This is a genomic window from Shewanella sp. SW32, from assembly GCF_025653365.1.
GTDB lineage: Bacteria > Pseudomonadota > Gammaproteobacteria > Enterobacterales > Shewanellaceae > Shewanella > Shewanella oncorhynchi.
Genome location: NZ_JAKKSJ010000034.1, coordinates 38,735 through 53,491, shown reverse-complemented (window position 1 = coordinate 53,491; position 14,757 = coordinate 38,735). Strand labels below are relative to the sequence as shown.

The window sequence follows — 14,757 nt, the reverse complement described above, 5'->3', positions numbered from 1 at the left end:
GGCAATGTTGTTGTGGGATAGAGCGATGCTGTCGAGACGTTTCATCATAGAAACCATCAACGACCAGTTAAAAAATATCTCTCAAATAGAACACTCTAGACACCGCAGCGTGCATGGTTTTATGCTAAATATGATTGCCGGACTCATCGCCTATCAATTGAAAGACAATAAGCCACAACTGAACCTCACTAACGCAGAGTTTAATGCTATTACAGTTATGGCTTGTTAAACCGATCTCAGGTTAATTAAACAAATAGTTAGACAAATAAAAACGGCGATTTAGCGTCGCCGTTTTTAACCTTAATGACAGTCCTTAATATGGCAGTCACATTTGATTAAGCTTGATCACCGCAAAGGTAGCGCCTTGGGCGTCAGCAATGACAGAAAATCGTCCCACATCAGGGATATCACTAGGCGGAATGCACACTTGTGCACCTAAGACTTGGGCCTTCTCAGCAAACGCATCGCAATCCGCCACCACAAAATAGAGCAACCAATGGGGAGAAATATCACCCCATTCGGGCATTATCGTCATCATACCGCCGATGGATTGACCATCAAGCTGCCATTCTGAGTATTCAATGTCAGGCATGTCACTTGGCATGTTGGTCCAAGGGAAGATTTTGCAGTAAAAGGCTTCTTCAGTACGCGGCTCTTTGCAAGCCAGCTCAACCCAGCAAAGGGTATTGAGTTCACCCTGACGGCGAGCACCTATGTGGTTCTTCGCTTGCCATAAGGCAAAACGTGCGCCTTCAGGATCGCTCACCTGCGCCATCACGCCCGCATCACCCACAATATGCGGCCCCATGTGCACTTGGCCGCCCGCCGCTTGAATCGCTGCAATGCTGGCATCGATATCATCGACGGCAAAGTAGATACGCCAGTGGCTGGGAATATGTGCTTCTAACTCAGGGATTTGATACATGGCGCCTAAGTCATCTCCCGCTAAATTAAATAGCGAAAAGTGACCTTCGGGGATCGGCATTTCGACCGAGTTCCAACCAAATAACGCTTGGTAAAATGCTGTAGCTCCCTGCCAATCATGGCTTGCAAGTTCAACCCAACATGCATGTCCTTGTGCGTACTGAGTCATTTTCATTATCGGCTCCTTTGTTTTAACAATCATTCGAGTTAAGCCTGAGTTTGTATTTCTGTCCAGTATTCAGGTTAAAAAGATCTGTAAGACAAAACTCAACCGCTAAAGACAAAAAAGCCCTCACATGGAGGGCTTAAATCATCACAACAAATTAGGAATATTGCGGCAGTAAATTTGCCATCGCGAGCAGATGACATGCACCTGTGACTATGCCAAATAACACCACAAGAATAATCAGCGGTGTACCGCCTATCACTCTAAAACCTGTGCTATCGGGGAACAACTGCCGCGATTTATAGGCCATCAGCGCCGGGACGATTACCGCCCACACAGTTGCCGCTAATGCCGCAAAGCCAATCGCTACTAAGAAGCCATCGGGAAACAGTAATCCTAAAATCGTTGGCGGCACAAAGGTCACTAACGCGGTTTTCATTCGGCCAGAGCGTGAATCATCAAAACCAAACAAATCGGCAAGATAATCGAACAGACCTAAGGTCACCCCTAAGAAAGATGAAGCCACAGCCAAGTTGGCAAACAAGGTCAACATACTGTTTAACCAGCTACTCGCCATCACCTCAGACAAAGCGCCCACCAACACACCCATATTGCCGCCTTGGGCAATAATGTCGATAAACTGGCTGCGGGGAATATTGCCCATAGTCGCCACTAACCAACAGGCATAAATCACCAGCGCGATAAAGGTGCCGACGAAAATCGCCTTGATAATGGTGGAGGAATCTTTGCCGTAATACTTCACTAAGCTGGGAACGTTACCATGGTAACCAAAACTGGCGAGACCAAAGGGCAGCGCCGCCCACAGATAAGGTGAAAAGCTGTTATTACCATCGGGTTCGAGCAACTTAGTCACATCAATTTCGATCAATAAATTGCCGATCGCGAGGAAGAAGGTAATGATCATACCGCCGAGCATAATCGTGGTAATCCGATCCACAGCCTTAGTGCTGATCAACACTATGCTCGCCAATACTATGGCAAACACCAGCCCAGCCACACTTTGCGGTAACTCAATTCCCATGCCCTGCAAGCTGTGATTCACAATCGAACCACCGCCGCTGATATAGGCATAGGTCAAAATATACAACACGAAAGCGATAGAAACGCCGTTCACTATCCGCCAAAACTGCCCAAGAGTTTGCTTGCTTAAGGTATCGAAGCTAGCACCGGGTTCGAAATGTAAATTGGTTTCGAGCAACAATAAACCCGACATCAACATGCAAAACCAAATACCCAATAACATTAAAATCGAATAGCCAAACCACATACCTGCACCGACTACGGGCAGAGAAAACATCCCAGCACCTACGGTCGTGCCAGCAATAATCATGGCACCACCAAGCAAGGACTTACCTGCGGGCTTATGCTTAGCCGCATTCATATGATTTGCCATTAAACTGTGTGCTCCGCGGTGACACTTGCCACTATCGTTTGTCTCACTGACGGACGTAATAAGCTATTGGCCTGATCTCGTATGCGATTGATATTGGACTTATCTTCACTATCCGCCAGATATCCCAATTCTTTGAGCTTCACGCTCAAAGTACCGTAGAGTTTTTTATCGTAGAACTCAGGCGCGGTAATGCCATGTAAAGCCCCTAAACGCTGGGCAAGTAAATGGCTCTCAGACTCAAGTTCTGAGCGCTCCATCTTAGGTCTGTTCGCTAACAGATTGAAAATAATAGCGTAGCGTTGCAGAGTCTCGCTCACTGAACTGGCTAACAATAATAATTGGCTTGAGTGCTCAGGCACGACAGCTAAAGTATCTGTCTCAACCACTAAACCTTGCCCAATCAGGAAATCCAACACTTGCTCAACATAGGCTGGTAAGTCTTTAATTCCCATGAAGAGTTCGGCTTTCAGCAGTGGATAAAAATCGGCAACGATTGAAACGACTTGCTGGCGCGGGATCTGTTCATTGTGGGTTAAACAACTCGCAATTAATGACGGCACGATAAATAAGTGAATGATATTGTTACGATAGTAAGTCATAGACACAGCCTGACTCGCTTCAATAGACACTATTTCCCCTAAAGGATCGGCACTAACAACAAACTTGTTCAGCTCTAAACCTTGCTGCACTAAATGCTTACCATCACCTTCGGCAACAGATGTATAAGAAGTGTAAGGCACTTTTTTGAGTAGGGTCAGATACAAATCAAGCTGACGCTCCAGCAGACTACGTTCTAAGGCGTTTTGATCTGTCGCCAGCAAAACTAAGCTGGTCAAAGTCACCGAACTCGCGGCTGCGGCATCATTGATACGCGTCATCACCCGATTAGCCAGCACGTTTACCGCTGGCGTTAACCAACTTGGTTTCTGCTCGGGATCATCGGCCAACTCAGCACGCCAGTTTGGCGCACGCTCATTTAAGAAATTTTGCAGGGTAATAGGCTCGCCAAAATTCACATAACCTTGGCCAAAATTACCTAATTTGCGAATGGCACCGAACACCTGCCACACAGATTCTTTTTTCTTTTTCTTACCGCTTAACTCTTTATGGTAAGTCGCCACTTCCATCACATGGTCATAGCCTAAATACACAGGCACAAGTGTGACAGGACGTTCAATACCGCGCAGTACGCTGTTCATCGTCATGGCGATCATGCCAGTTTTCGGCGCCAACAGACGGCCAGTACGTGAACGGCCACCTTCGGAGAAGTATTCCACTGAATAACCTTTAGCAAACAGCTGATCTAAATACTCACGAAATACTGCGGTGTACAGCTTGTTACCATTAAAACTACGGCGGATGAAGAAGGCACCACCGCGACGGAACATAGGTCCCGCGGGCCAGAAATTGAGGTTAATGCCGGCAGCAATGTGCGGCGGAACCATGCCTTGATAATACAAAATATACGATAACAGCAGGTAATCCATGTGGCTGCGATGGCAAGGCACATAAACAATCTCGTGGCCATCATGGTGCAACTGCCGAACTTGCTCGGCGCCTTTAATGTTGATCCCGCTGTAAAGCTTGTTCCACAGCCAAGTTAAGAAACGCTCAGCAATACGCACTAAACTATCTGAGTAATCGGCAGCAATTTCATCGAGATACTCAATGGCCGTCTCGCGCGCTTGGGTCTCAGAAATCTTTTTGTTGGCCGCTTCTTCTTGAATCGCTTTACGCAACGACTCAGATTTGAGCAGCGAATGAAATAATGCTTGGCGGTTTGGCAGCACAGGCCCTGTCATTACCTTACGTTGACGACGGAAATGCACGCGTGCAACCCGTGCTAACTTATGGGCAATCCCCATGTCGGTACCATGTTCGTCTGCCATGTAACGCAGGGATACGGCATTCGAAAACTGCACGAAGTTATGTCGACCTAAGAACAAAATCATCAAGCACTTGCGCAGCCAAGTCGGGTTTTCCCGCTCAAATACGGCCGCCTTCATAGTGTCGTCTTCTTTCCCTGGCGTGCGACCCCAATACAAACTCACGGGCACCAGTTGAATATCCAATTCAGGACGTTCCTTATGCACGGCTAACAAACGCATAAAGCATTCGAGGAAAGGCTCATTACCAGCACGCTCGCCAAACAGTGGCTTACGTCCTTGAAGACAGACAACCCGAGGCGCAGTCACACCATTAGCCACTAGAGGCTCATAAGGGCTTGGTAAACCTAACTTAGCCGTTATTTCGCTCAAAGCAGCTATGTCACTGAGGGATTCTGTTTTCATCACATAAACAAGGGGTCTGGAAGCATCCAGATTCAGATCGGCAAAGGGATCCTGAGGCACCACAATAGTGTGCACTAAGTGTTTTTGGATCCAACGTAATGATTTCAACCAAAGAGAGTCGTGTTTAGGCATTATTCTTATGCAATTAAGTGCGTTTACTAGCCCGATAGAATACCAGACTATGGGCAATATTCGCTAATTCTCTCCAACATAGCTAAAAAGTGGTTAATACTTGCGCTGCAAATAATACTGTATATACTAACAGTAACTGTATAGAAAAACAGGAAACACCATGAGACCTTTGACGCCACGCCAAGCTGAAATTTTAGAGCTAATTAAACGAAATATTGCCGATACTGGCATGCCACCCACTCGGGCAGAAATCGCAACCCGTTTAGGTTTTAAGAGCGCCAATGCGGCTGAAGAACACCTTAAAGCGTTGGCGAAAAAGGGCTGCATTGAGATCATGCCAGGCACATCTCGGGGCATTCGTCTGCCTGCGGAAATCGAAGATTTGACTGAAACAGGTTTACCGCTCATCGGCCAAGTGGCCGCGGGTGAACCTATCCTCGCCCAAGAACATGTTGAACAGTACTACCAAGTCGACCCAAGCATGTTCCATCCCGCCGCCGATTTTTTACTGCGAGTAAAAGGCGACAGCATGAAAAATATCGGCATTCTCGAAGGTGATTTGCTGGCAGTTCATAAAGTAGAACAAGCTAGAAATGGTCAAGTGGTTGTCGCTAGAGTCGATGACGATGTCACTGTTAAACGTTTCGAAAAAAAAGGTAATGTAGTCTATCTACATGCCGAAAATGAAGATTACTCCCCGATTAAAGTGGATTTAGGCTTCCAAAGTTTAACAATTGAAGGACTCGCCGTCGGTGTGATCCGTAATGGAGATTGGCTATGAATAAACTACTTGGCAATGCCCCCCGCCATCCGGGCTTGTGGCTCGATGAAGTCCGTGATGCCGACTATGACTGGCACCATGCGCCTATCGCCTGTATGCCAACCAAGACTCAAGGTCGCCACGAATTAATTCATCTGAGTGCACAACTCGCTCAGTTAAGCCAACAGGGCCGTTGGTTAGTGCTCATCAACCCTCCAAGTATTGGCTACAAGCAAATGCTCGCCAGCGCAGGTGTGCGTATGGATAGAGTTTTGCTGGTACATGCTAAAGATGAAGTCGAAACCCTGTGGGCGATGGAAAAAGCCCTGACAAGTGGTACGTCCAGTGCAGTCATTACTTGGACTCAATCATTGGATGCGCGGGATAATCGACGCCTACAAATCGTGGCTAAAAGTGCCAGAGCTATGGGCATAGTGCTTGAAGACGTAAACAGTCACTTACATGCAGACGTACGTATTGAGCAAGGCAATCTCTTCGGTCAGCAATCTTTTTTTAGCGCTGTACACTAAATATTCATTTAATTTTTTACCTTGAAAGCCGCCTCACCTATGAATGTGAGGCTTTTTTTTGGCAATTTTTCAGATAATTAGATAAATAAGTGATCTTGATCAATATTTAAACAGCAAGTATGGTTGGTTAAGTTGGTGATGATATATCACCCACCGTGGTCAATGAATCGAGTATTTATCGAACTCGAAGCGCCACTAAAAATAGAGAACAGATTTATTTCAGCAGTATGTGCCAGCGTGGCTAATTACCAGCAGTAACAATACTTGATTAAAAGTAACAGCCGCCAACGCACGTTGAAGTCAAAAAAGCTTTTTTGGGAACTGAAGAGTTTGCATAGAGTTGAGACTTACTGTGTTGCTCTTCTTTGTAGTTGCTATTCGCAATTGGCAGAGGAGAAGTCTTGTGAAGCAATTGTTGTATTGTTTACTCGTGGTGCTTTTCGCACCACCGTTGACCGCCGCGGACATGCGGTTCAACATGACCCCTGGCGTGACCGAGATCAGTGGCAAGGTTTATCACTTGCACATGACCATCTTGTATATCTGCTGCGCAATAGGCCTAGTGGTCTTTGGCGTCATGATTTACGCCATGATCAACCACAGAAAATCCAAAGGCGCTGTCGCGTCCCACTTTCACGAAAGCACTAAAGTTGAAATCGCTTGGACGATTCTGCCATTTATCATTTTGATCTTAATGGCGATTCCAGCGACAAAAACTTTAATCGCAATGGAAGATCCCAGCAACGCCGATCTCACCGTAAAAGTTACGGGGTCCCAATGGAAATGGCATTACAGCTATTTCGATCAAGATATTGATTTTTATAGCATACTGACAACACCCAGAGCACAAATCGAAGGCACCGAAACCAAGGGTGAAAACTATCTATTGGAAGTCGATAAACCGCTCGTTCTACCGATAAACCGCAAAATCCGCTTTCTGATGACTTCAGAGGATGTCATCCATTCTTGGTGGGTACCCGCCTTTGCCATTAAGAAAGATGCCAATCCAGGATTTATCAATGAAGCTTGGACTCGCATCGACAAACCCGGCATTTACCGTGGTCAATGCGCCGAGCTCTGCGGTAAAGACCATGGTTTTATGCCTATCGTAGTACAAGCGTTACCCGAAGCCGAGTTTGAGGCTTGGGTAACAGAGCAGAAACAAGCCGCAGGTGCTGCGGCTGAAGCCGCTCAAGCCGCTTTATCACAAATCCTAAGTAAAGAAGAGTTGATGACTCTAGGCGAACAAGTTTACCTCGGGCACTGCGCAGCCTGCCACCAGCCCAATGGCGAAGGGTTGCAAGGCGTATTTCCGCACCTTAAAGGTAGCCCGATTGCAACAGGACCACTCAGCGCTCACCTTGAAATTGTGCTCAACGGTAAAACGGGTACAGCCATGCAAGCGTTTAGTAAGCAATTGACTGCACAAGAAATCGCGGCAGTGACTACCTACGAGCGTAATGCTTGGGGCAATAATACTGGCGATGCAGTGCAAGCCAAAGACGTCAACGAGTACATGAACGGCAGTTCTGCACAAACATCCGCCGCGGTACCAAGCAGTACAACCCCAACACCCGCACCTGCAACAGACGTCTCAGCTGCAGTCGATCCCGCAAGCCTCCCCACACTCAGCCATGACGCCCTCATGGCCGAAGGTGAAACTGTCTACGCGACCTTCTGTGCTGCCTGCCATCAAGTGACAGGTGCAGGAATACCACCCGCCTTCCCCGCGCTAGTGGGTAGTGCTATCGCCATTGGACCAGTCGCCAATCACATCGATATTGTGATGCACGGCAAAACGGGCACGGCTATGCAGGCATTTGGCAAACAGCTTAGCCCACAGCAACTTGCAGCAGTCATTACCTATGAACGCAATGCTTGGGGTAACAATACCGGCGATACAGTGCAACCTGCTGATATCGCAAGTCATGGACAGTAGGGGATAATGATGAGCACTACGACTCAAGATCAAACCGCAGCCCATGATGACCATCATCATGGTGCGCCAAAGGGCATTATGCGCTGGCTGCTAACCACCAACCATAAAGACATAGGTACTTTGTATTTATGGTTCAGCTTCATTATGTTCTTAACCGGTGGCGCTATGGCCATGGTGATCCGCGCTGAACTCTTTCAACCTGGATTACAATTGGTCGAGCCCAACTTTTTCAACCAAATGACAACTGTTCATGGGTTGATCATGGTATTCGGCGCGGTAATGCCGGCCTTTACAGGGCTAGCTAACTGGCTGATCCCTATGATGATAGGGGCGCCTGATATGGCGCTGCCACGGATGAATAACTGGAGTTTTTGGATACTCCCCTTCGCCTTCACTATCCTTCTCAGTTCGCTATTTATGGAAGGTGGCGGACCTAACTTTGGTTGGACCTTCTACGCGCCACTGTCTACCACTTATAGTCCAGATAGCACGGCGCTCTTTGTATTTTCTATTCACATCATGGGGATAAGTTCGATCATGGGCGCAATCAACGTGATTGTGACCATAGTGAATTTACGCGCGCCAGGCATGACATGGATGAAGTTACCATTATTTGTGTGGACTTGGCTTATCACGGCATTCCTACTGATCGCGGTTATGCCCGTACTCGCGGGCGCAGTGACTATGGTGCTGACCGATAAGTTTTTCGGCACGAGTTTCTTCGATGCGGCTGGCGGCGGCGATCCTGTGATGTTCCAGCATATTTTCTGGTTCTTCGGCCACCCTGAAGTTTACATCATGATCTTGCCGTCCTTTGGCATCATCTCTGCCATAGTGCCCGCCTTCAGTCGTAAACCCTTATTTGGCTATGCATCCATGGTTTATGCTACCGCTAGTATTGCAATTCTGTCGTTCCTCGTGTGGGCGCACCATATGTTCACCACAGGTATGCCAGTGTTTGCCGAGCTGTTTTTCATGTATTGCACTATGTTGATTGCAGTGCCAACTGGGGTGAAAGTGTTTAACTGGGTTGCCACTATGTGGCGCGGCTCACTCAGTTTCGAAACGCCCATGCTGTTTGCTGTAGCCTTTATCATACTCTTCACTATTGGCGGTTTTTCGGGATTAATGCTCGCCATTACACCCGCCGACTTCCAGTACCACGATACTTATTTTGTTGTGGCACATTTCCATTATGTGCTCGTGACTGGTGCGATTTTCTCCATCATGGCTGCGGCCTATTACTGGCTACCTAAGTGGACGGGACACATGTACAACGAACGACTGGGACAATGGCATTTCTGGTGCTCGGTGATTTCAGTCAATGTGCTATTTTTCCCGATGCATTTCCTTGGGCTGGCAGGAATGCCAAGGCGTATTCCTGACTACTCGATTCAATTTGCCGATGTTAATCAAATCGTCTCGATTGGTGGGTTCGCCTTCGGCTTATCGCAATTGATTTTCTTAGTATTAGTAATTAAGTGCATCCGTGGCGGCGAAAAAGCTCCCGCTAAACCTTGGGAAGGTTCCGAGGGTTTAGAGTGGACATTGCCAAGCCCTGCGCCTTACCACTCCTTCACGACACCACCTGAGGTGAAATGAAATGGCAACCCAACACCAGCAAGATAAATCTAAGTCAAATCGTAAACTTATCAGCATATTAGTTATAGGCTGTATTGGCATGTTTGGCTTTGGATTCGCGCTGGTGCCGCTCTACGATGTGTTGTGCGAGCAACTCGGTATCAATGGAAAACCCTCCAATACCGCGAGTAGTTATCAAGCAATCACAGTAGATACAAGCCGAATAGTGACTGTGGAATTTATTTCTCAGGTACAAACAGGCATGCCATGGACATTTGCGCCACAAACCAAACGGCTCGAAGTTCACCCTGGCGAGCTAATCCATACGGCATTTTTGGCGCGCAATATGTCCGCTAAAGCAACTATTGGCCAAGCGATACCTTCAGTTTCGCCCGGCCAAGGTGCCGCTTATTTTAATAAAACAGAATGCTTTTGCTTTAATCAACAACCCTTAGCGGCGGACACTAGCGCTGAGCTGCCGCTCATTTTCTATGTGGATCCTCAGTTACCTGAGTCTATCCATACTCTGACCCTCTCTTACACTCTCTACGACATTACCGACAAGCAGTTAGCGTCTGCCATAGAGCAAGGAGCTGCAAAATGACAACGAAACATCAGTCTTACTACGTTCCATCCCAAAGTGTCTGGCCTATTGTAGGTGCCATTGGCTTGTTCTTAATCGCCTCTGGTGCAGGCCTTTTCGTGCAACAGTTGAAATCAGGTGCATCCGGTGGCGGTTATGTGCTGCTGGTTGGGATAGCGGTGATCCTATTCATGCTGGTGGGTTGGTTTAGAACCGTGATCCAAGAGTCGATGGCAGGGCTCTATTCTAGCCAAATGGATCGATCGTTTCGCCAAGGTATGAGCTGGTTTATTTTTTCGGAAGTCATGTTTTTCGGGGCTTTTTTCGGGGCACTATTTTATGCCCGCATGTTCGCAGTGCCTTGGCTCGGTGGCGCATCGAATAATGCCATGACCCACGAAGTACTCTGGCCTCAGTTTGAAGCTATTTGGCCGCTCATAACTACGCCAGATGGCACTAAAACCCAAGCTATGCCATGGACTGGACTGCCATTAATCAACACTATCGTACTGCTAACCTCCTCAGTTACCTTACATTTCGCCCATGTCAGCCTAGAAAAAGGTAAACGTTCTGCCATTACTCTCTGGCTCGGTATCACCATACTCTTGGGTATGGGTTTCCTTGCCTTACAGGCAGAAGAATATATGCATGCCTACCGGGAAATGGGACTCACTCTGACCTCTGGGATTTATGGCAACACCTTCTTCCTGTTAACTGGCTTTCACGGCATGCATGTCACTCTGGGGACTCTCTTTTTATTCGTGTTGTTTTTCAGAGTGTTGAAGGGGCACTTTAGCGCAGATAAACATTTTGCGTTCCAAGCGGGGAGTTGGTATTGGCACTTTGTGGATGTGGTCTGGCTGTGTCTGTTTATTTTCGTTTACGTTCTCTAGTGCTTTAGTAAGGCGTGGGATTGGGGCTAATTAACCCAGTCCCTAAGGCCACCAGCAATAACAGGATAACGAGCACGGAGAAAATCACTCGCCGCCCAAGATAACGGCTCATAGACACTTTTTCATCACCTTTCCCCATAATAAACAAGGCGCGACCTAGATTAAAAATGATGAATAGCAACAGCAGAACTAAGACCAACTTAAAAATGAACAGGCTATTCATACAATATCCTCATGTTCTGCTGAATAAATTAACGGTTTTTCTACTGATATTGACTGTGGCTGTATTAACTATATTGGTCAAGTTGGGTTTATGGCAGTTAGCCCGTGGTGAAGATAAAACGACGCTTTTAGCCCAAATGGAAGCAAGGCAAGCTTTGCTGCCATTAAGTTTTGAGCAGCTCCAGCTCAAGGTCAGCAAAGAAGGCGTAACGGGTTATCGACTGCAAGTACGCGCCACTCCCGCAAGCTCACAAATCTGGCTACTGGATAATCAAATCTATCAAGGTCAAGTGGGCTATTTAGCCTTCCAACCATTGCAAGTAGAAGTTGAAAAACCTTGGTTGCTGGTCGAGTTAGGCTTTGTTGCCGCAGGCTCCCATCGGGATGAGTTGCCCCACATCACTCCCCTAAGCGGGGCATTAAATATCGAAGGCAGGCTTTATCAAAAGCAAATCAATCCCTTGAGCCAAGCTTTAATGGCAGAAACGGGGACAAGTGTTCGCTTTCAGAATTTGAATATACCGGAAATGGCGCAGATGTTAGGCCACCCTTTGCTAGATGCAGTGCTACAACCGGATACGCTACCCGCCCTCGCCTTGCCGCATCCTTGGCAACCCTTCCCACTGCCGGCGCAAAAACATTGGGGTTATGCGCTGCAGTGGTTTTCGATGGCAGCCGTGTTTGCTGGGCTCATGTTGTGGCAAGGGGTTAAATATGTAAAACGCCAGAGTGCCGAAACAATCGCAAACTCAAGGAGCGAGTAGGGAAATTCGTACCATACTTAGCAAGACACAAATAAAAACTAAATAAATATAAAACAATAAATTAGGGATAATTTGAATGAGAGGAGCAAGCATGAACTCCCAGAATAAATCTAAACACAAAGCATTGGGCTTGTTGTTGCTGGCGTTTATCGCGCCCGTGGTGATAGCCAAGCTAGTGCTGAGCCTGAATTTATACCACGGCGGCGCCACTAATCATGGCGAGCTGATCAATCCTGAGACCAGTTATGCCAGCCTTGGGGTTGAAAATCCCAATCCCAAAGAATGGCAACTGCTGTATTTACTGCCCGCCCAATGCGATGATGCTTGTCGCGAACGTCTGTATATTTTACGCCAAAGCCACACTGCGCTAGGGCCAGATCAGGCGCGAGTCGAACCACTCATTCTCACTCATCCCGACAGCGATCTTAATGCTTTAAGCGCCTTTAACTTCAACACACGTCCCGCCAATGCTGGCTTAAGCCACTGGCTAGATGAACAGCAGTTGATCATAGTCGATCCCTTAGGCAGCTTAGTGCTGCGCTATCCCCAAGTGCAGGGTAGAGAAGCGCATTTAGCTCAAGGCAAGGCCTTGATTGCGGATCTGCGTAAGTTGTTAAAACTGTCGAGGGTAGATTGATGCAGCTAACTTGGGTTCTACGCTTAACCTTAGTCTTTACCCTATTAGTGATTTTAATGGGTGCTTACACTCGCCTATCGGATGCAGGTCTAGGCTGCCCCGATTGGCCGGGTTGCTACGGCCATATCAAGGTGCCTACCCAAGACCATGAAATCGCCCATGCCCAAACCATCTTTCCCGATCACGATATCCATCCAGAGAAAGCCTGGCTGGAGATGATCCACAGATATATCGCCGGCGGACTTGGCTTACTAGTGTTATTCATCTTAGTTTTGTGCCTGAAAACGCCAGAAGCACCCAAAAAATTACCGCTCATCATAGTGTTATTGATCCTCTTTCAAGCGGTACTCGGCATGTGGACAGTGACCATGAAACTCATGCCCATAGTGGTGATGTCTCATCTTATTGGTGGCTTCAGCCTGATTTCACTGCTGTTACTCCTCTATCTGCGAACCCGACCACAGCGGATCTTTAATAGCGAAACCCATGCCCGCAATCTGGCACCGCTGGCACTGGTGAGCCTATTCGTTCTTGTAGGTCAGATTATGCTGGGCGCTTGGACATCATCTAACTATGCGGCGCTCGCCTGCACCGCTTTACCCATTTGCGAAGGTAACTGGGTGGATAACTTGGCAATAGCGGAAGCTTTTTCGCCATTCCAAGGCCAACACCACAGTTTCGAATTTGGAGTGCTCGATTACCCAGCCCGTATGACTATCCACATCGCCCACCGAATTGGCGCTATCGTTACCGCGAGTTTATTACTCGTGCTCGCCTATCGATTATTTGTTGGCGCAGCTGGGATGAGGGCCTTAAGCCTCTTATTGGTAGGGTTAGTGATCCTGCAAGTGAGCTTAGGTATTTCTAACGTAGTGATGCATTTACCACTCGGCATTGCCGTGTCTCACAACGGCGGGGCGGCATTACTGCTGCTGACCTTAGTCGCAATCAACTATTTTTTATGGCGCAAAGCATAAGCGAGGGATCCAAGATGGCAAAACCACTCTCAATCACCAGTAGCCTACCCACTTTCAGCGTGACATGGCGCGCCTATTTTGAAATGACCAAACCTAAAGTGGTCGCACTGATGCTGCTCACTGTCTTAGTCGGCATGTGTCTGGCCGTGCCCCATGCGGTGCCCGTTCAACCTTTACTCGCTGGTATGCTGGGCATTGCCATGATGGCGGGTTCAGCGGCGACGTTGAATCATCTGATCGATCGCCGTATTGATGGCTTAATGGCGCGCACCTACAATCGCCCGCTGCCTAAGGGACGCATTTCGGCTACGCGCGCGTTAATTTTCGCTGCCAGCTTAGGTAGCCTTGGCTTTATCGTCTTATATTCCTTGGTGAATCCACTCACGGCTTGGCTGACCTTTGCCAGCTTGATTGGTTATGCCTTGGTTTATACTGCCTATTTGAAACGCGCGACATCACAAAATATTGTGATCGGCGGCCTTGCGGGAGCCATGCCTCCCTTGCTGGGATGGACGGCAGTGACGAACGAATTTCATGGTCATGCGTTGCTGTTAGTGATCATCATTTTTACGTGGACGCCGCCACATTTTTGGGCTCTGGCCATTCACAGACGCGCCGAATATGCCAAAGTGGATATTCCTATGCTGCCGGTTACCCACGGTGTCGAGTTTACTAAAACCTGTATTCTGCTTTACACAGTATTGCTGGCGATTGCTTGCCTATTACCTGTGCTGGTCGGCATGTGTGGGCCCGTGTATTTCGTCTGCTCTAGTTTACTCAGTAGCGGATTTATCTATAAAGCATGGCAACTTAAATATCGGGATCATGATGGCTTGGCGATGCAAGTGTTCCGCTTCTCTATCTATCATTTGATGTTGTTATTCATGGCATTACTGCTCGACCACTATTTGTGGAACTAGTGTATGCAACTCGTTTGTCGCGCT

At 47.7% G+C, this 14,757-nt stretch carries 15 protein-coding genes; 11 read left to right on the top strand and 4 right to left on the bottom strand.

Translation table 11 applies throughout. The features are described 5' to 3' along the window. Positions 1–229, top strand: a 229-nt coding sequence (locus tag L5M28_RS18515) for a transposase (protein ID WP_263196414.1), incomplete at its 5' end; no start/stop codon positions are given. A 96-nt stretch (positions 230–325) separates the two neighbouring features. Here the strand turns inward: L5M28_RS18515 and L5M28_RS18510 are convergent. The 3 genes from L5M28_RS18510 to plsB all read right to left on the bottom strand — a co-directional run bounded on the left by L5M28_RS18510 (position 326) and on the right by plsB (position 4,927). Next, positions 326–1,099, bottom strand: coding sequence for a VOC family protein (locus tag L5M28_RS18510; RefSeq protein WP_263204148.1), 774 nt, complete (start codon positions 1,097–1,099; stop codon positions 326–328). Between the two features lie 148 nt (positions 1,100–1,247). Then, positions 1,248–2,504 (bottom strand): tryptophan permease, encoded by a 1,257-nt coding sequence (gene mtr, locus L5M28_RS18505; protein WP_173497974.1) that lies wholly within the window; start codon positions 2,502–2,504, stop codon positions 1,248–1,250. Then, positions 2,504–4,927: a glycerol-3-phosphate 1-O-acyltransferase PlsB gene (gene plsB, locus L5M28_RS18500; protein ID WP_263204147.1), complete on the bottom strand. Its 2,424-nt coding sequence runs from the start codon at positions 4,925–4,927 to the stop codon at positions 2,504–2,506. Before plsB ends, mtr begins: the two co-directional genes overlap by 1 nt. Before the next feature lie 160 nt (positions 4,928–5,087). Between plsB and lexA the strand changes: the two genes are divergently transcribed. From lexA to L5M28_RS18470, 6 genes are all read left to right on the top strand, one after another. Continuing rightward, complete coding sequence (gene lexA / locus L5M28_RS18495) at positions 5,088–5,708, top strand: transcriptional repressor LexA (RefSeq protein ID WP_105250639.1); 621 nt, start codon at positions 5,088–5,090, stop codon at positions 5,706–5,708. Then, the gene (locus L5M28_RS18490) at positions 5,705–6,217 is read left to right on the top strand and encodes a cell division inhibitor SulA (protein WP_263204146.1); all 513 of its coding nucleotides are present in this window, start codon (positions 5,705–5,707) and stop codon (positions 6,215–6,217) included. The genes lexA and L5M28_RS18490 overlap by 4 nt, the downstream gene beginning before the upstream one ends. 403 nt (positions 6,218–6,620) lie before the next feature. Beyond that, a complete protein-coding gene (gene coxB, locus L5M28_RS18485) occupies positions 6,621–8,156 on the top strand; it encodes a cytochrome c oxidase subunit II (protein ID WP_263204145.1) in 1,536 nt (511 codons plus the stop codon). Between the two features lie 9 nt (positions 8,157–8,165). Then, a complete protein-coding gene (gene ctaD, locus L5M28_RS18480) occupies positions 8,166–9,758 on the top strand; it encodes a cytochrome c oxidase subunit I (protein ID WP_105250642.1) in 1,593 nt (530 codons plus the stop codon). A 1-nt stretch (position 9,759) separates the two neighbouring features. After that, positions 9,760–10,341: a cytochrome c oxidase assembly protein gene (locus L5M28_RS18475; RefSeq protein WP_263204144.1), complete on the top strand. Its 582-nt coding sequence runs from the start codon at positions 9,760–9,762 to the stop codon at positions 10,339–10,341. Continuing rightward, positions 10,338–11,213 carry a cytochrome c oxidase subunit 3 gene (locus tag L5M28_RS18470; protein ID WP_105250644.1) on the top strand — a complete coding sequence of 292 codons (876 nt, stop codon included), beginning with the start codon at positions 10,338–10,340 and terminating at the stop codon, positions 11,211–11,213. Before L5M28_RS18475 ends, L5M28_RS18470 begins: the two co-directional genes overlap by 4 nt. Before the next feature lie 4 nt (positions 11,214–11,217). On the opposite strand, the gene L5M28_RS18465 is transcribed toward L5M28_RS18470, so the two are convergent. Next, positions 11,218–11,436: a DUF2909 family protein gene (locus L5M28_RS18465; protein WP_263182675.1), complete on the bottom strand. Its 219-nt coding sequence runs from the start codon at positions 11,434–11,436 to the stop codon at positions 11,218–11,220. Here L5M28_RS18465 and L5M28_RS18460 point away from each other — a divergent pair. The 4 genes from L5M28_RS18460 to cyoE all read left to right on the top strand — a co-directional run bounded on the left by L5M28_RS18460 (position 11,435) and on the right by cyoE (position 14,733). Then, a complete protein-coding gene (locus tag L5M28_RS18460; protein WP_263204149.1) occupies positions 11,435–12,199 on the top strand; it encodes an SURF1 family protein in 765 nt (254 codons plus the stop codon). The genes L5M28_RS18465 and L5M28_RS18460 overlap by 2 nt on opposite strands. 91 nt (positions 12,200–12,290) lie before the next feature. Beyond that, complete coding sequence (locus L5M28_RS18455) at positions 12,291–12,836, top strand: hypothetical protein (RefSeq protein ID WP_263204143.1); 546 nt, start codon at positions 12,291–12,293, stop codon at positions 12,834–12,836. Then, entirely contained in the window at positions 12,836–13,813 is a 978-nt protein-coding gene (locus L5M28_RS18450) for a COX15/CtaA family protein (RefSeq protein ID WP_263204142.1), read from the top strand. Before L5M28_RS18455 ends, L5M28_RS18450 begins: the two co-directional genes overlap by 1 nt. Positions 13,814–13,827: 14 nt before the next feature. Further along, complete coding sequence (cyoE, locus tag L5M28_RS18445) at positions 13,828–14,733, top strand: heme o synthase (RefSeq protein ID WP_263204141.1); 906 nt, start codon at positions 13,828–13,830, stop codon at positions 14,731–14,733. The last annotated feature ends 24 nt before the right edge of the window (positions 14,734–14,757 follow it).